The following is a 16,592-nucleotide window of genomic DNA, read 5'->3' as shown; positions in this document are numbered from 1 at the left end:
TCACTTTCGAAGTTGAGAGTGGGGTTATTAATACTATCTGCCTTTCTGGTCGCGCTTTTTTATCAAGTACCGCTTAATACGGTCGCAAAAACTATCTCTGATGGCTTTGGCGGTATCTTAGGATATATCGGGTTGGTGATTGTGTTTGGAACCATTATTGGCCTAATCCTTGAGAAAACGGGTGCCGCCATCGTGATGGCAGAAACCGTCATTAAAGTTTTGGGACCGCGTTTCCCTACTTTGACCATGTCTATCGTTGGTGCTGTCGTATCTGTACCCGTGTTCTGCGACTCAGGCTATATTATTTTAAACTCGTTAAAAGAGTCTTTGGCTGAGCGTTTAAAAGTTTCGAGCGTGGCAATGAGTGTCGCATTAGCGACTGGCTTATATGCCACTCATACCTTTGTGCCGCCAACACCCGGTCCAATTGCAGCAGCGGGCAACTTGGGTCTTGAGTCAAACTTGGGCTTGGTCATCATGGTCGGTGTTGTCGTCACCACCGTTGCGGTACTTGCTGGTTGGCTGTGGTCAAATCGCTTCCTTGACGCCACGCCTGACAATATTGATGCCCTTGACGCAGTCGCCGTACCAGATAATATGAAGACTCGTGACGACTACAGCAAACTGCCATCAGCGACTATGGCATTTTTACCTATTATCGTGCCCATTGTATTGATTTGCTTATCGTCTATTGCCAATTTACCCAGCACACCATTTGGTAGCGGCATACTAACCGATATTCTCATATTTATTGGCAACCCATTAACCGCCCTATTAATTGGTTTGTTTTTATCATTCTTACTGATTAATACTGACCAAAAAACACAGCAGATTAGTGACAGCATCTCACAAGGCTTGGTAGTCGCAGCGCCTATTCTTTTAATTACTGGTGCTGGTGGCGCGTTTGGCGCTATGCTAAAAGTTACGCCAATCGGTGATTATTTGGGTACTACGTTATCTGCCCTAGGGCTTGGTATTTTTATGCCATTTATCGTTTCTGCGGCGCTCAAAACAGCACAAGGTTCAACCACTGTTGCTTTGGTCACTACTTCGGCGATGGTCGCTCCATTATTAGGTCAAATAGGTCTTGATAGTGAGCTTGGTCGCGTATTTTGTGTGATGGCGATTGGTGCAGGCGCGATGACTGTCTCGCATGCTAATGACAGCTTCTTTTGGATTGTTAGCCAGTTTAGTCGTATGAGTGTGGCGCAGGCTTACAAAGCCCATTCTATGGCGACAGGTATTCAAGGCGTGACCAGCATCATCTTTATTTGGCTATTGACCTTGGTATTTATCTAGCGCCTTAAGTAAATTATTGAAAGTCAATTTTTAAAATTTAAGTAATTAAAAAAGACTCAAAGAAACATTTAAAGAGAAAGTCATGAAAATTTTAATCGCCCCTGACTCGTTTAAAGAAAGTGTAGAAGCACTGGATGTCTGCCACGCTATTCAATCTGGCTTCAGCCAAGTGTTTCCTGACGCTGACTATAAACTGCTACCGATGGCGGATGGCGGCGAAGGGACTTCTGCAGTGTTGTCTTATGTGTTAGGTGGACGCTGGAAAGAAGTGCGTGTCCATGACCCTTTAATGCGACCAATTAACGCAAAATATTTATTACTCCCTGATGCAACTGCGGTCATTGAAGTCGCTCAAGCTTGTGGCTTACATCTATTGACGGTAGCAGAGCGTAATCCTGTCATTGCTAGCAGCTATGGCGTCGGCGAATTGATTGAGGATGCTCTAAATGAAGGCGTCAAGCGGATTATCATTGGTCTTGGTGGCAGTGCTACCAATGATGCAGGACTTGGTATGTTAACGGCGCTTGGTATGACGTTTCATGATAGTAATGACAACATCTTAGCCCAAGGCGGCGGCGCACTTGCTAACTTGCAACGATTGGATGCGACCAGCTTTCATGCAAGCGTCTTAAACACGGTGTTTGAAGTGGCTTGTGATGTCACCAATCCGTTATGTGGTGAATTGGGTGCCAGTGCCATATTTGGTCCTCAAAAAGGCGCTAGCCCGCAGCAAGTCCATGAGCTAGATAAATCGTTAACGCATTTTGTAAATGTGTGCGAGCAGCATGGCTATCAAGGCCATCAAGAGGTAGCAGGTGCCGGTGCAGCAGGTGGACTGGGCTATGCGTTAATGAGCTTTTGCCAAGCGGAGTTAAAGTCAGGTTTTGATACAGTGGCAAAAGTGGCCAATTTATCACAGCATATCGCCGATGCAGACTTGGTCATCACTGGTGAAGGCAAGCTTGATGCTCAGTCTGCTATGGGCAAAGTGGCAGGTGGTATTAGCCAAATTGCTAAATTGAGTCATACCCCCGTGATTGCTATTTGCGGCAGTGTTGATGGGCTAAAATCCGCTCAGACTAGCCAGTTTGACATCATTGTGCCCAGTATCCAAAAGCTAGATTCCCTCGATAATGTCTTTAAAAACGCTTATAACAATATTGAAATTACCGCTACTAATATTGCCGCAGCGATAAAATTGGGTCAACGCCTAAAACAGTATTTATAGAACTATATTATAGATGCTTAATTGGTAAGCTCGCTTTTTGTATCATAAAAAATGCTTTTCTCAATAACCAATAGCTTTAACAAAGCTACTCTGCCAACAACTTCGCCAACAATTCATTTATTTCGACTTTAAACTCTTTATCTTCGATTTTATTGGCGCTGATTTTAGCGTTTTGTAGACTTTTGATCGCAGCATCGGTTTGGCCCAATTCGATTTGCAGCTCAGCCATCGAAAAAGCAATCGATGCTAAATGGTCTTTTGAATTAATCGCTGCGGCTTTATCTAATGCTTTTTGATATATAACCAGCGCTTCATCCAAATCCTCGGTAAAGTCAGCCAAGGTTTCCCACTGTTCAGGATGGTCTTTATCGCTTTTTTCATTTTCATTACACAAATCTTTTAGCTGCGCATATAGCGCATCAAAGGTTTTTTGATCGTTCTTACTGTCCGCTTCTAGCAGCTTTTCTGCTAACACATAGATGGATTTATATATTTTGGTATTAATCATGATGGGTTACCCTGTTGGTTGCGCGTTATAGGCGTTGAATGATGTTGATTATAGACTAATTTATAACAATAGCTCATAGAAAAGGGCGTGATAGCAATCACACCCTTTTATTTTATCTGGCTTTCAACCTAAACAAGTAAAATAAGCAATTATTCAGCAGCGATAACGGTAATCTCGACCAATAACTCAGGACGAGCCAATGCTGATTCACCGCATGCACGCGCTGGTGGCTGGACGCCTTCAAACCATTTATCCCACACCTCATTCATTGCGGCAAAGTCTGACATACTTTTTAGCCAGACGGTTGCGGATAGCAGCTTTGATTTGTCACTACCAACTTCTTGCAGCAGTTTTTCGACTTTCTCTAAGCATGTCAAGGTTTGGGCTTTGATATCCTCTTCGCTATTACCCACTTGACCGGACAGATAAATGGTTTGGTTATGAATCACAATCTGACTCATACGTTGGTTACTATGCAGCTTTTGCATGAATTATTATCCTTAATTTTTAATGTTCTTAATGTTTCAGTACTCTTAAATACCTGAACTGTCAAATATATAAACGGCTCGATTTTTACTTAAACGTTATTTAGCAAAAATTAGCGAGAAAAACGCTCAGCGCTAAAGGGTTTAATATCAACCAATAATGGCTTGTCATGAATCATCTCCTCTACCAGACGACCAGTCATGGGTCCTAAGGTAAAACCCTGATGGCTATGACCAAAGGCAAACCATAATTTGTCGTGCTGCGGCGCAGGACCAATGACTGGTTTCATATCCGGCATACAAGGACGTGAGCCCGCCCACGCTTCACTCTCGACGGCATTTTCTAGCGGCAGAATTTTGCGCGCAAGTTTTAATACGGTATTTAATTGGCCAAAATTCTTTGGCGCATTCATGGTGGTCATCTCAGCACCAGTGGTGATGCGGATACCTTGCTGCATCGGACCCATCACAAAACCCTTATCCATATCAAACATACTATGGTTGATGGTGTTTTTTTCCGTGACTTTAAAATGCTGATGATAGCCACGCATTGGGAACAGCGGCAAATCATAACCAAGCGGTTTGATTAAATCGTTAGACCAAGGCCCAGCAGCAATGACCAATTTTTCACTATAAAAAGTGTCGTTGTCGGTAATAATTTTCCAGCCATCTGCTTCTTGGACGATTTCATTGACACCGCTTTCTTTGATGGTACCACCCATTTCTTGAAAGTTTTTTGCGTATGATTTCACCAATAAGCTCGGGTTTGACACTTGCCAAGAGTTTAGCCAATGAATCGCGCCAACGAACTCGTCAAAATTGGCGCTCGGCTCCATCGCTTTTAATTCGTCAAGCGTCAAGACATTGTGCTCAACGCCCTGATCACGGTCTTTGATTGCAGCATCAATAGCTGTTTTAAACGTCTCTTCAGAGCGATGCAACTGCAACCAGCCTTTGCGGCTAATCAAATATTCAGCGCCAGACGCTTCAATCATGGTTTGGTGTTCACTGGTGCAATGTTCAATCAGTGTCTGCCACTCCGCTTCGATTTTTTTAATTGAAGCTGGCGTCGAGTATTTCCAATACTGCAATAACGCTTGATGATAGCGCAAAATCGCTGGGATTCGATAGCGAATATCAGTGCCTTGATTTGGCAATACGCGTATCATTTCAGTCAGCTGGCGTGGAAACGGATGAGTATGAATCGCCTCGCGCTGAATCAAACCAGCATTGCCATATGAAGTCTCAGAGCCCGGTAGTTTTTTGTCCAATAGTAAAACTTTGGCGTTATTTTTTTGTAAATGCCAAGCCGCTGAGGTGCCGACCATACCTGCACCTATAACGATCACTTCGTAGCGCATAACACGTCCTTTTTTAAGATTTTAATACAGAATATCAAGGTTGAGAAATAACAAATAAGGGAGTAATAGTAACGCATTGCGTATCAGATTAAACCCTTATCATAGAAATATTTTTGCTATTTAATACTTTTGGTTATGCGTTTAATTGAAAGCTATTTCTGATAGGAATAATGAATAAACTATTAAAAAAATACACATGTTTTGGATAATCTTAGATTAACACATGAAGTGCAATACCAAATGCAAGGTAAAAAAAAGACCTAGATGCGCTAGCATCAAAGTTTTTATCCACCGACCAAAGTGAGATTGCAACCATGAGCTATACACATCTAAGCCTAGGTGAACGATACCAGATTTATGCCCTTAAAGGGGCAAAACATAGTATTAATTTCATAGCGAGGGTGTTAAACAGAAGTCCCAGTACCATATCAAGAGAGCTTAGGCGTAATAAAAGCCTACGAGGTTACCGAGCAAAGCATGCTAATAACAAGGCTTGTGACAGACGGGCTAACAACGCCACAACTATTGTGGCTGACCTCTGGCCATGGGTGACAGACAAGCTTAAAGAGAACTGGAGTCCTGAGCAAATATCTGGCGTTCATGCTGGTATCAGTCATATGAGCATTTATCGCTATATTTGGCGTGATAAGAAGCAAGGCGGTACAATGTGGCAGTGTCTCAGACGTAAAGCCAAACCATACCGGCAGCGTCTAACCGCTGAGACTCGAGGCCGTATCAATGACAGAGTCTCGATTCATGAACGCCCTTGTATTGTTGAAGAACGCTCACGTATTGGAGATTGGGAAGCGGATACCGTTATCGGTCAGCATCACAAGCAAGCGATTGTCACGCTCGTTGAACGTAAAACGGGGCTATTGAAGATGAAGCGTGTGGGTCATAAAACAGCACAGCAAGTATCAGAGGCAATGATAGAACTCTTAGCGCCAGTGAGGTTGCAGGTTAAGACCATTACCTCTGACAATGGTAAAGAGTTTGCTCAGCATAAGAAGGTGAAACAAAAGCTCTTTAGCCCTTTCTTCTTTGCCGATGCTTATGCGTCATGGCAGCGAGGAACCAACGAGAATACCAATGGCCTTATCAGAGAGTACTTGCCTAAGGGTAGTGACTTTAGACAAGTCACTGATAATGAGATACAGGACATTGAGAACAAACTAAACAACAGACCAAGAAAACGATTAGGGTTTAAGACGCCTATGCAGGCGTTCTATAATATTAATTAGCGTTGCACTTGGTGTGTTAATCTAAGAATTAAAATAGCATGAATGAATCACCACCAAATTGGATCCTCACTTGCTAGTGTTTCTAAAAGCTTCTTGCCAGTCTCGACCGTCAACTTATCGGCAGGTAGCTCAGCGATGAACCGTGACGGCTTATCAAAGTAACCCGAATAGCTTGAGAAATACTCGGGCGCAGTTAAAAATAATCTGCTCTTAGCACGGCTACAAGCAACATAAAACAGCTTACGCTCCTCCTCTAACTCTTCAAAATCACTGAGCGAGCGATAGTGCGGCGTCATACCATCGACGAGAGAGTTGACAAATACCACTGGCCATTCAAGCCCTTTGGCACTATGAATGGTAGAAATGGTAACTTTATCATTACTATTTTCGTCTTTTTCAGGCTCGCCTGCGGTAGCAACTGAATCATTGGGCGGATCGAGGGCAAGATTTTCTAAGAATTTATCGAGGCTGTCGTACTCTGTTGCTAGGTTTTTAAGCACACGAAAATCTTCACTACGCTCGCGCCAATTCTCTTCAATCGTTTTTAATACAGGAATATAAAACGCTAAAATTCGCTCAATCACTATTTCCACTGACTCTGCCTGACTGGCTTTGGTTAAAGTCGTATGCAATGATTTAAGCTGTGGGCTTTTTTTTGCAAATGATGGTGCTAATAGCGGCTCGAAAGTGTTGTTGTTAATGTTACTATTAACATCGCTATTCACATTTTTATTTACATTGCTATCGGCATTAATCGCTTGGGTTAAGCGCGTCGCCGTTACTGCCCCTACCCCTTTAAACAAGGTTAAAATACGGTGCCATGCAATGGTATCATTTGGGTTATAAAGTATTTTGACAAAGGCTAAAACGTCCTTGATATGACGCCGCTCAATAAAGCGAATGCCGCCCACGACGATAAAGGGAATATTGCGTTCCATAAATTCAAGCTGAACGTAGTTGGATTGAAAAGATGTGCGGCACAAGACAGCAAAGTCCTCATAATCGTAATCTGGTTTTAATTCGATAATTTTATCTGCAATATATTTAGCCTCTTTTGTTTCATCACTTAAACGGCGAAATATTGGCTTGATGCCTTCTATAGATGCGCCCGAGTACAATTGCTTTTGATAGCCCAACGTAATTTGCGCCGATAAAGCATTGATATAATCCAGCACCGCTGGCGTACTGCGATAATTTTGCTCTAATTTAATCAGTTTTGCTTCGGGGTAGCTTTCGCCAAATAGTAAGATATTTTCATAATTGGCACCGCGAAAAGCATAGATGCTTTGGTTGTCATCACCAACGACCATCAGCGATACCGACGCCGGCGCACAAATCAAATCTATCAGCTCTTTTTGCGGAATATTGGTGTCTTGATATTCATCGACCATGACATAACGATAGTGCTGTTGTAGCAGCTGACGAAAGGTATCATTGTGCTTTAGATGGCGCACCACTTGGCTGATGATGTCATCAAAATCATATAAATGATTGGCGCGCTTATATTCATGAAAGTCGACCGCCAATTGCTCAATAACTGGAATATGCACGGCGATATCAGGATAACTGCTTTCGATTAAGTCGCGAATATGAATGCGCCGATTTCTAGAAGTTGAAAATATATTTTGCAAGGTTTTTTTGCGCGGAAACGCCTGATTGGTTATTTTGGTCGGATACTTTTTTTCTTTATTAATCAAATCAATCGCATCTTCACTATCGCCGGTATCTAAAATCGTAAAGCGCGGATTGATACCAAGTGGCCCAGAATATTGGCGCAATAACATATTGCAAAATGAGTGAAAAGTGCCGCTGGTGATATCGTTTAGCGCCTTGCCATTTATGTGACTATCATCTAGACGGCTTGCCAACAAAGTTCTAGCGCGACTTTTAATCTCATTGGCCGCCTTGCGGGTAAAGGTTAATAGCAAAATCTCTTTTGGCGCGACGCCATTTTCTATCAAATAGCTGGTTCTATAAGTCAAGGTTTTGGTTTTACCAGAGCCTGCACCGGCGATAACCAACACCTTGCCCTCAGTTGTGGTAGCAGCCAATAACTGATTAGGATTTAACTCACTGGCATAATCCACTTGCAACCCTAAATGACTGGCAAGCCGTTGCTCTAATATTTCAGCATCCGCATTTATCAAGTTGGCCTCGAGCTTTTTAATCGCCTGCTCAAGCCGCGTCAGCTTGGGTTTCATGTCAACGAAATTTTGCGGATAATTATAATGGTGGGTAGCAAAAATGGTGGTCATTATTAACAATTGCCTTTGGTGTGGTTTATCGTGCTGGCTATTGATGACAGCGCAGCAGCATGCATTATCATTTATAGGTAGTAGCTTATCATAATAGACAGGGCGCTGAGGGTCGTTGATAACGAACACTCATATGAAACGATGATATTAAAGGTTGGTATTAAACCGCGGTATTAAACAGGTTACTAAGTATTGTGATTGAGCGTAAAAATTAAAATAGCAAGCACAACAACCTCACCCATTTTGGCTGAAATTTGCTACAATATGCCCAATTTTGAGTTCCTATTTTACCAAGCTTTATACTGACTAAATACCAAGTCTGTTATTGCCTGATTTTATTAATATATTGAGAGCATGTTATGGGTTTTAATTGCGGCATCGTCGGTCTACCAAACGTGGGTAAATCCACCCTGTTTAACGCCTTGACCAAAGCGGGTATCGCCGCTGAAAACTTCCCTTTTTGTACCAAAGATCCCAATACCGGTATTGTTCCTGTGCCAGACCCACGCCTAAAAAAATTGGCTGATATCGTCAAGCCCGAGCGCGTATTGCCGACAACGATGGAATTTGTCGACATCGCAGGTTTGGTGGCTGGCGCCTCAAAAGGTGAAGGTATGGGCAACCAGTTTTTAGCCAATATCCGCGAGACCGATGCGATTGCGCACGTGGTACGCTGCTTTGATGATGACAACGTCGTCCACGTTGACGGCCGCGTCAGCCCTATCGATGATATCGAAACCATCAATACCGAATTGGCATTGGCCGATTTAGAGGCCGTTGAACGCGCTATTACCAACTTAAGCAAAAAAGCCAAAGGTGGCGATAAAGACGCGACGGCTATGCTTGATGTGTTCAAAAAAATCGAGCCATTATTAGCAGAAGGTAAAGCCGCCCGCGGCGCTAACCTAGACAAGGACGAGCAAAAACTGATCAGAAGTTATGGTCTGATTACCTTAAAGCCAACCATGTATATCGCCAACGTGAGCGAAGATGGCTTTGAAAATAACCCATATCTAGATGCGGTGCGCAACTATGCCACTGGCGAAGATTCTATTGTCATTGCCCTATGCAATCAAATCGAATCTGAAATTGCTCAGCTTGATGAAGATGACAAAAAAGACTTCCTAGCTGAAATGGATATGGAAGAGGCTGGTCTTGATCAAGTGATTCGCGGCGGTTATGATTTGCTTGATATGCAAACGTATTTTACGGCAGGCGTCAAAGAAGTTCGCGCTTGGACCGTCGCTGTTGGTGCCACCGCTCCTGAAGCCGCTGGGGTGATTCATACTGATTTTGAACGGGGTTTTATCCGCGCTGAAGTCATTGCATATGATGACTTTATCGAGTATGGCGGTGAAAAAGGCGCAGCTGCTGCTGGCAAATCACGCTTAGAAGGCAAAACCTATATCGTACAAGATGGCGATGTGATGCATTTCCGCTTTAACGTTTAATATTTACAAGTACAAGCGGATTGCGTGTTTACATAGTCTTAGTAGAGAACAACCAAAAGCCAGCTTCAACGCTGGCTTTTTTTATTATAATAAAGGGAATAACGTTAAAATAATTAACTTCTCGAACAACAACGATAAAATAAAATGATAAAAATAACGGGCGATAAATGATGACTGTTTCTGTTAATCAAACCACGAATTCTAGCGACCATTGGGCAAAACTATTTAGTGCTCAGCGTTTAGGCAGTCATAAAAAAGCCCCTGCCGAGGACAGCGCACGCTCCTCCTTTCATAAAGATTACGACAGACTGGTATTTTCACATTCCTTTCGTCAGCTGAATCAAAAGACCCAAGTTCATCCGTTAACCAACCAGCTTGGTATTCATACGCGCTTAACACATTCGCTAGAAGTTTCTTGTATTGGGCGCTCTTTAGGTGTCATGGCGGCAGAGAAGCTGCATGATAAGTTGGGCGGCGGCTTACCGAACGGTGTCGCGCCCGCTGATGTCGGTGTCATTGTCCAAGCAGCTTGCCTTGCCCATGATATTGGCAACCCACCGTTTGGTCATGCCGGAGAGTACGCCATTCGTGACTGGTTTATGCATCCTGACCGTAAGCAAATCTTGCAAAATCTGAATAATAACGAGCAATTAGATTTACTGGCTTATGAAGGCAATGCACAAGGATTTCGTATATTAACCCGAAATGAGCACCACCCTGATTTAGGCGGTATGCGATTAACTTGCGCTACTTTAGGCGCGTTTATGAAGTACCCTTGGCTTGCGACCCATAGCAATCCCGTTTATCAAGACAGCTCTATTGATCAAAACAACTGCATTTACCAAGGCAATCACACCACTAACATGCAAAAATTTGGCTGCTTTTATAGTGAGGCAGCGCAGTTAGAGCAGTTGGCAGAAACGTTAGGCTTGCCATATTCAAAGCAGCACGATGGCTTTGCTCGTCATCCGCTAGCCTATTTATTAGAAGCGGCAGACGATATTTGCTATGCGCTGATAGATTTGGAGGATGGCATCAATTTGAATATGCTAAGCTATGCAGAGGTTGCGGCGATTTTTTATGAGCTGATTGGCGAGCGCCCTGATACGCTTATTCTACCCACTCAAGTATCAGTCAGACAGCATCTGGCATCGCTGCGGGCACGTGCAATGATGCGTTTGGTCAATGCCGTCACCGATGCCTTTGTAGCCAATAGTGATACTATGTTGGCGGGGATGCTACCAGGCAGCTTGTTTGCGCACTGTGAGCCGAGCGTACAAAGTGGCATTAACCAAGCTAAGCAATTGGCACGCGAAAAGATATTTAATCACCCAAGTAAGGTATGCATGGAGCTGATGGCCAATCAATGCTTGCAGCGCCTGCTCGATGCTTTTATGCCACTCGCCTGGATAAAACAGACAAATGAGGCAAATGAAACCAATGCGCCGATAAGCCAAATATCCTTTGAGCAGCAGCGTTTGCTAAAATTACTCCAGCCGCATCTCGATGAACACCGCCGGACTCTAGCAGATAATACCTATGATAATATGCTTAATGTTTTAGACTTTATAACCGGTATGAATGACCATGAAGCCTATCGACTGGCACAAGAGCTACAAGGACATTGGGGCACCATTGTTTAAACAACATGTTTAAGCAGCTCGTTTAAAAAGAAGTTTAGAGACAATTTAAAACCGAGCCAAACCAAAATTTAAGCAAACCATTAACGATAATCCTCTATTTTATTCGTATTTTCGCAATGAAATGAGTATGATAGACATCTATCAGGTAATTTTGAAATATTATGAGTAGTCGCGAACAAAAGAAACTTCAAACACGGCACGCTTTTTTTAATGCGGTGCTCGATTTGTGTATGACAGGACAGTCTTTCAGCTCAATCAGTCTCAGGCAAGTCACGCGTGAGGTTGGCGTGGTGCCGACCGCCTTTTATCGCCATTTTGATGACATGGAATCGCTTGGTCGCGCCTTAGTCATCGAAGAGTTGGGCGGTACGATGGCAACGTTAAGTGAAAACTTGCAAATTGGGCGCAAACGCAGTTTTGAGCGTCAAATCGCTAAAAGCATCCAAATGTTTTTATATATGGTCAGCGAGCAGCCTTGCTACTGGCAGTTCTTAGTCAGTGAACGCTATGGCGGCTCAGAGGCGGTACGCAAAGCCATCAATGAGCTGATTAAAAAACACGGCCAAAACCTAGCAGAAGACTTAGCGCTACAGCCGGCATTTACCCACATCAATACTTATGATCGTAGACTGTTGGCGGAAGCTGGGGTCAATATGTTTTTTTCTTGGATTATTGACTGGCTCGAGCTAACCTATACCGAAGATCATGATGATGAGGTCGACTTGGCTGAGATTGAAAAGAAAAAACAGCTGATGCTGCATAATTGCACGCGCCAAGCACAAATGCTGTTTTATGGTGCCTATAACTGGAAATCTACCGAAGAAACCCGTTTAAATGATTAATTAGACTTAGTTTTTGCATGCTATTTATTACTAATTATCTATAACCATTAGAAAATTGGCCTAAACGCCCAAAGTCGCTGCGTTAGCACACGCACCTCTTTGGGCTTTTTATTATCAGCGTTATTAGCATTGCCATTAGCGTTGTTAGCATCACTGCTGTTTTTATTACCATTATTATCGCTGCTATTTGCTGCGTCGCCATCAGCGGCCGTTTTGCTAATAATAACGGTCGCAAAGCGTTGTCTTGCTTGACCAACCGTCGCATTATCAGAGGCGGTAATAAATGCCATAAAGGCTTGGCTATCAACCGCTAGTAATGGCGTCAAGGCTTTGCGCTCCTCTTCTTTTACACTACTTAATACAGGCAGTTGCCAAACATCTTCGACAGAGCCGAAGGCTTGTTTTGCTCGCAACTCAACGATACTCTGCATTTGCTGGCTGCTCGCACCTTCTACCAAGGCGGCGAGTAAAACGGGACTGGCGGTATTAATATTAATGGGTAAATAATATGGCACCGCCGTGATATAGGGACGCAGTGTCGCCAATACTTGCGCATCAACGCCCTTTACCTCTGCTAATTGATCGATACTAAGCAACGCTTGGTTGGGTAAAGCTGTATCCGCGCCGCGATTGGACTGCTGAGCATAAACCACACTTTCATCACCGCCATCTTGGTAGACCTCGCTGTCGGCATCTTGATAATCAAGTATCGCAACGGCGGTATCAGGCTCTAAATTTAGCTGTGTAAGCAGCCTTTGAAAGACGGCCAAGGCAGCAGTATCGACAGCGCCATTATGATATAAATTATTAATATTAAAACGACTGCCCTCATCGCGTAATTCGATGTCGATACTATGTCCGCCTAGGGTGTAAGGCGGTATTGGCTGCGCCCAAATATCCTGCTCGCTATCAGTATCATTTAATTTGGCATCAGCACGAATCAAGGTAACCGCCAATTGCTGACCTGCATTAATATCTTGTAAAAGTTGGTTTTGGTCAAACAATAAGCCGCTACGCCGAATGGCAATCTTTTGGCTAGCAAGCATTGCCCCTGCAACCACAGTAATACTAACCACCAATAATAAAATAGTCAGCAGCGCGACGCCACGTTGCGAATCGGCTTTCATAGAGGTTATAGGCATCGTTGGCCTTATTTGTGGCTTAGTTGGCATAAATAGCCTCTATCATTGACCAAATGCGGCATTGTCATTATTGCTGCCTGAGTTATTGTTTTCTACATTGCCATTGGCTGCATTATCGTTATTGGTGCCACCATTACTGTTGCCGTTATTGTTGTTATTACTATTGCTATCGCCATTAGAATTGTTAGGCGTATTTTTATGACTGGTATTTGTACTGACATTTGGTATTGGCTGCGGCGTCAGTGCCCATTGCCAAGTGATCGGCATATCTTGATACGTAAGGTTAAGCGCAACCCCTTTTGGTAACAGTATAGTCTCAGACGTTTTATTGGCTGAATTCGCCGTCTGCCCTGATGGTGCGTTATTGCTGATGTTATTACGATTGTCTTTATTGGGAAATTTGGTGCTTAATTCAGGTAAATAAGCTTGCCAGCGCCCAGCCGTGACGCCTTTAAGCAATACACTATCTAAGCTTATGCTGTCACTGCCAAGACTGGTATATTGACGACGAATTAAGCCCTCATCGGCAAAAATGTATTCGATATGCTGCACACTCGCGCTGCTTTGATAACGTGGATCGGGGTCCGCAAAACGCACAAAGCTGATACGTGCGCCGTCTAGAGTCATAAAAGGTTCGGGCGCTGGTGCGTTTTCTTGATTGCTATTGCTGGCGTTATTATTACTCCCATTGTTATTTGCGGTATTGTTGGTTGCAGCATTATTCGTTGAGACATTATTAATTAAAGAATTAGCACCCTGCGTATCCACTGCCTGATAAGGAATCATTTGGTTCATATCTTGCTGTAATTGCAAATATGCATATTGCAAAACTGCTAAATTATCCGCATGAAATTGCGCCCGTTCACGCGCACGGTTAACGCCATCAAATACTTGCCAGCCTGCAACTGCTAACATGGCAAATATCGCCATCACCACCATCAGCTCAAGCAAAGTAAATCCATGATTTGATTTCATGGATTGCCTCCATTAGGGTCTAGTTGGCTCAAATCCAAACTACCAACCTCTTGCTCAGCATTACTTAACATCACGTTGATATCCGTCACTGCGCTGCGTGTTTGTCCGTCTATAATGGGCGCAACAGCGATATTTACTTGCTTTAATGCAGGTGTGATGGCATCGGTGGCAGTCATTGTCACTTGCCAATCACGACCTTGGGCATTGATGGTTTGTGTTTTGTTGGCCGTCAGCCACGTATCTTGAATATGCAAGTCCGCTGCCGCGTTTTGTGCGACAAACTGCGCTAGCGTGCGAGTACGTAAAACATCAACTGAGCTTAAATACGCACTACTCGCACGGCTCGCGGCAACGGCAACGACGGCCAAAATTGCTAAAGCAACCATGACTTCAATTAGGGTAAATCCTTGCTCATGCCTTGATATAACAGGCTTTGGATTTGTGTAGGTCGATTTGGCTTTATCTTTGTTAATCATCAGCTACAGCTCTTGTCCTACCGAGATACTACCATCGGGCATAATTGTAATCGCCTCGCCCACCAAACGCGAATTATGACGCACCTCTATTGTTACCGGTGTGGCCTGACCTGTGCCAAACCATAGTACTTGCGGTACATTTTGCTCGGTAAACCACGGCTGCAGCGCTTGCGTTTGGCCTGCGGTTGTTTGCTTACCTGCATCTAGGCTTTGCACGCTTAAGCTCACACCCGTAGGCAAGGCAGGCAGACTAACTTCTGGCTCAATCTCCCAACTTGGTGTGGGCACTTTATCTGCAACAGCACTTGAAATGCTCGTCAAATCTGCCGACAACTCCATGGCGTTCTTAGGTGTACTGTCTCCAATAAAAGAAGTGGCAGCCTGAGTTTGATAAGCAATATACGGGTTTGATAGCGTGACAATGACAGGCGCAATTTGACCTTGTTTATCGGCTTGTAAGCTTAGACCCATGGGCTGCATACGCTCAGCCGATAAAAGCCGTACATAGCTCAGAGAATCTGTTAAATGCTCATAAAAGGCGCGGTTTTTGCGTGACTCACTACTACCGACCGACAAGCTCATCATGCCAGCAAAGATAGATAGAATAACTACCACCACTACTATTTCTACAAGGGTAAAGCCCACTTGTCCGATATGACCGCGTGGGTTAGAAACTGTGATTGAAGATATCGAGGAAGTCGGTTTTGACATACAGAAGTCATCTAGAATGGCGTCACCTTATTAAAAATAACGCTATATTGAATAATATACAAACGACGAAAGACATGACGAGTTATAAAAACTATGACTTCGTACACGTGTTAAAAGATAATTTAACGTGTTGCCGTACAGAAGATAGCAACACGGACTGTTATAAAATAATAGTTGACTGCGTTTAAAATAGAATGAAAGCTAGTAATTGGTATTACGGTGCTCTTCTGATTCAGTATCGATTTGCTCTACCAATTCTTGCATATCTTCATCCATGACTTCATCATCGGCCGCTGGATAATGGCTTGGCAACTCAAGCATTTGCTGCACAAAAGCATAACGCAAGGTATCACGGCGTCCTAAATAGCGCTGATAAAAGCTTGAGTTTAATAATCCTGCGCCGCCCTGACCCATCGCCCAAATCGAGGACAAATAATCACGCGTACTTAGACTACTGTGCTGCTCTTGTAAATACGCGCTGATAATATCAATCAAACGTTTCATGCGCTGACGGCGTATATCATAAAGCTCACCGAACAGGCGATTCAGACCCGTCACCGATGCGGCTAAACGCTCTTCGATTTGGTTAAGGAGCATGGCTTTTTGCGGATTAAATAGTTGCTGAAAAATCATCCGCGCAACACCAGCCGACGGGCAATCATCAATACGGTTAATCTCAAACAGCTGCTCTTCATAACGGATAATAATACGCAGGTAAAGCTCATCTTTACTAGAGAAATGCTTATATAAGGTGCCTTTAGCCAAATCAAGCTGGTCTGCCAAACTGTCCAAAGTGATATCACCATCGCCTGACTCAAGTAGCAATTGCTCTGCCATCGCTAAGATATTCTCTTCTCGTGCCTTGAACTGGTGCTGACGACTCATAATTTCTCCTAAAAACTGACAATATCATGCATACCACCGTCCCTTTTGTCAGTGTACTGGCAGCACGCTTATAAATTTCGTAACGGCTAC

General features: G+C 43.6%; 15 protein-coding genes. 6 read left to right on the top strand and 9 right to left on the bottom strand.

Annotated elements, in window-relative coordinates:
• Positions 1-1,299 (top strand): GntP family permease (locus IQ457_RS12365; RefSeq protein WP_200663620.1); only part of this gene is annotated, 1,299 nt, incomplete at its 5' end.
• A gap of 82 nt (positions 1,300-1,381) precedes the next feature.
• On the top strand, positions 1,382-2,527 hold the full coding sequence (locus IQ457_RS12360) for a glycerate kinase (protein ID WP_068405519.1): 1,146 nt from the start codon (positions 1,382-1,384) through the stop codon (positions 2,525-2,527).
• An 85-nt stretch (positions 2,528-2,612) separates the two neighbouring features.
• Here the strand turns inward: IQ457_RS12360 and IQ457_RS12355 are convergent, their stop codons facing one another.
• From IQ457_RS12355 to IQ457_RS12345, 3 genes are all read right to left on the bottom strand, one after another.
• Positions 2,613-3,035, bottom strand: a complete 423-nt coding sequence (locus tag IQ457_RS12355) for a tetratricopeptide repeat protein (protein WP_191692141.1) — start codon at positions 3,033-3,035, stop codon at positions 2,613-2,615.
• Positions 3,036-3,184: 149 nt separating this feature from the next.
• Positions 3,185-3,523, bottom strand: coding sequence for a RidA family protein (locus tag IQ457_RS12350; protein ID WP_068405525.1), 339 nt, complete (start codon positions 3,521-3,523; stop codon positions 3,185-3,187).
• A gap of 110 nt (positions 3,524-3,633) precedes the next feature.
• Complete coding sequence (locus IQ457_RS12345; RefSeq protein ID WP_200663618.1) at positions 3,634-4,881, bottom strand: NAD(P)/FAD-dependent oxidoreductase; 1,248 nt, start codon at positions 4,879-4,881, stop codon at positions 3,634-3,636.
• A gap of 314 nt (positions 4,882-5,195) precedes the next feature.
• On the opposite strand from IQ457_RS12345, the gene IQ457_RS12340 reads away from it, so the two are divergent.
• Entirely contained in the window at positions 5,196-6,122 is a 927-nt protein-coding gene (locus tag IQ457_RS12340) for an IS30 family transposase (RefSeq protein ID WP_200663616.1), read from the top strand.
• Positions 6,123-6,169: 47 nt separating this feature from the next.
• On the opposite strand, the gene IQ457_RS12335 is transcribed toward IQ457_RS12340, so the two are convergent.
• The gene (locus tag IQ457_RS12335) at positions 6,170-8,377 is read right to left on the bottom strand and encodes an ATP-dependent helicase (RefSeq protein ID WP_207161749.1); all 2,208 of its coding nucleotides are present in this window, start codon (positions 8,375-8,377) and stop codon (positions 6,170-6,172) included.
• A gap of 359 nt (positions 8,378-8,736) precedes the next feature.
• Here IQ457_RS12335 and ychF point away from each other — a divergent pair, with 359 nt between their 5' ends.
• The 3 genes from ychF (at position 8,737) to IQ457_RS12320 (ending at position 12,313) form a co-directional block, all read left to right on the top strand.
• Entirely contained in the window at positions 8,737-9,828 is a 1,092-nt protein-coding gene (gene ychF, locus IQ457_RS12330) for a redox-regulated ATPase YchF (protein ID WP_068405531.1), read from the top strand.
• A gap of 170 nt (positions 9,829-9,998) precedes the next feature.
• The gene (locus tag IQ457_RS12325) at positions 9,999-11,471 is read left to right on the top strand and encodes a deoxyguanosinetriphosphate triphosphohydrolase (RefSeq protein ID WP_200663632.1); all 1,473 of its coding nucleotides are present in this window, start codon (positions 9,999-10,001) and stop codon (positions 11,469-11,471) included.
• A gap of 161 nt (positions 11,472-11,632) precedes the next feature.
• Positions 11,633-12,313 carry a TetR family transcriptional regulator gene (locus IQ457_RS12320; protein ID WP_191692145.1) on the top strand — a complete coding sequence of 227 codons (681 nt, stop codon included), beginning with the start codon at positions 11,633-11,635 and terminating at the stop codon, positions 12,311-12,313.
• A gap of 47 nt (positions 12,314-12,360) precedes the next feature.
• Here IQ457_RS12320 and gspK read toward each other — a convergent pair whose 3' ends face one another.
• From gspK to IQ457_RS12295, 5 genes are all read right to left on the bottom strand, one after another.
• Positions 12,361-13,455 carry a type II secretion system minor pseudopilin GspK gene (gene gspK / locus IQ457_RS12315; protein WP_242465441.1) on the bottom strand — a complete coding sequence of 365 codons (1,095 nt, stop codon included), beginning with the start codon at positions 13,453-13,455 and terminating at the stop codon, positions 12,361-12,363.
• 42 nt (positions 13,456-13,497) lie between these two features.
• A complete protein-coding gene (locus tag IQ457_RS12310) occupies positions 13,498-14,430 on the bottom strand; it encodes a prepilin-type N-terminal cleavage/methylation domain-containing protein (RefSeq protein WP_200663614.1) in 933 nt (310 codons plus the stop codon).
• Positions 14,427-14,906 (bottom strand): type II secretion system minor pseudopilin GspI, encoded by a 480-nt coding sequence (gspI, locus tag IQ457_RS12305; RefSeq protein ID WP_200663613.1) that lies wholly within the window; start codon positions 14,904-14,906, stop codon positions 14,427-14,429. The genes IQ457_RS12310 and gspI overlap by 4 nt, the downstream gene beginning before the upstream one ends.
• Before the next feature lie 3 nt (positions 14,907-14,909).
• A complete protein-coding gene (locus tag IQ457_RS12300) occupies positions 14,910-15,617 on the bottom strand; it encodes a prepilin-type N-terminal cleavage/methylation domain-containing protein (RefSeq protein ID WP_200663611.1) in 708 nt (235 codons plus the stop codon).
• 201 nt (positions 15,618-15,818) lie between these two features.
• Positions 15,819-16,502: a TetR/AcrR family transcriptional regulator gene (locus tag IQ457_RS12295; protein ID WP_068405549.1), complete on the bottom strand. Its 684-nt coding sequence runs from the start codon at positions 16,500-16,502 to the stop codon at positions 15,819-15,821.
• Positions 16,503-16,592 lie beyond the last annotated feature (90 nt).

This window comes from Psychrobacter sp. M9-54-1 (assembly GCF_016613355.1).
Lineage (GTDB): Bacteria > Pseudomonadota > Gammaproteobacteria > Pseudomonadales > Moraxellaceae > Psychrobacter > Psychrobacter faecalis.
The sequence above is the reverse complement of the archived record's forward strand: the minus strand, read 5'-3'. Positions and strand labels throughout refer to the sequence as shown.

What these genes read in the sequence shown, in the direction of transcription:
- IQ457_RS12310 (WP_200663614.1), bottom strand. Translation starts at nt 14,430, where the DNA reads ATGAAATCAAATCATGGATTTACTTTGCTTGAGCTGATGGTGGTGATG.
- IQ457_RS12340 (WP_200663616.1), top strand. Translation starts at nt 5,196, where the DNA reads ATGAGCTATACACATCTAAGCCTAGGTGAACGATACCAGATTTATGCC.
- IQ457_RS12335 (WP_207161749.1), bottom strand. Translation starts at nt 8,377, where the DNA reads ATGACCACCATTTTTGCTACCCACCATTATAATTATCCGCAAAATTTC.
- IQ457_RS12350 (WP_068405525.1), bottom strand. Translation starts at nt 3,523, where the DNA reads ATGCAAAAGCTGCATAGTAACCAACGTATGAGTCAGATTGTGATTCAT.
- IQ457_RS12300 (WP_200663611.1), bottom strand. Translation starts at nt 15,617, where the DNA reads ATGTCAAAACCGACTTCCTCGATATCTTCAATCACAGTTTCTAACCCA.
- ychF (WP_068405531.1), top strand. Translation starts at nt 8,737, where the DNA reads ATGGGTTTTAATTGCGGCATCGTCGGTCTACCAAACGTGGGTAAATCC.
- IQ457_RS12325 (WP_200663632.1), top strand. Translation starts at nt 9,999, where the DNA reads ATGACTGTTTCTGTTAATCAAACCACGAATTCTAGCGACCATTGGGCA.
- gspI (WP_200663613.1), bottom strand. Translation starts at nt 14,906, where the DNA reads ATGATTAACAAAGATAAAGCCAAATCGACCTACACAAATCCAAAGCCT.
- IQ457_RS12355 (WP_191692141.1), bottom strand. Translation starts at nt 3,035, where the DNA reads ATGATTAATACCAAAATATATAAATCCATCTATGTGTTAGCAGAAAAG.
- gspK (WP_242465441.1), bottom strand. Translation starts at nt 13,455, where the DNA reads ATGCCTATAACCTCTATGAAAGCCGATTCGCAACGTGGCGTCGCGCTG.
- IQ457_RS12360 (WP_068405519.1), top strand. Translation starts at nt 1,382, where the DNA reads ATGAAAATTTTAATCGCCCCTGACTCGTTTAAAGAAAGTGTAGAAGCA.
- IQ457_RS12320 (WP_191692145.1), top strand. Translation starts at nt 11,633, where the DNA reads ATGAGTAGTCGCGAACAAAAGAAACTTCAAACACGGCACGCTTTTTTT.
- IQ457_RS12345 (WP_200663618.1), bottom strand. Translation starts at nt 4,881, where the DNA reads ATGCGCTACGAAGTGATCGTTATAGGTGCAGGTATGGTCGGCACCTCA.
- IQ457_RS12295 (WP_068405549.1), bottom strand. Translation starts at nt 16,502, where the DNA reads ATGAGTCGTCAGCACCAGTTCAAGGCACGAGAAGAGAATATCTTAGCG.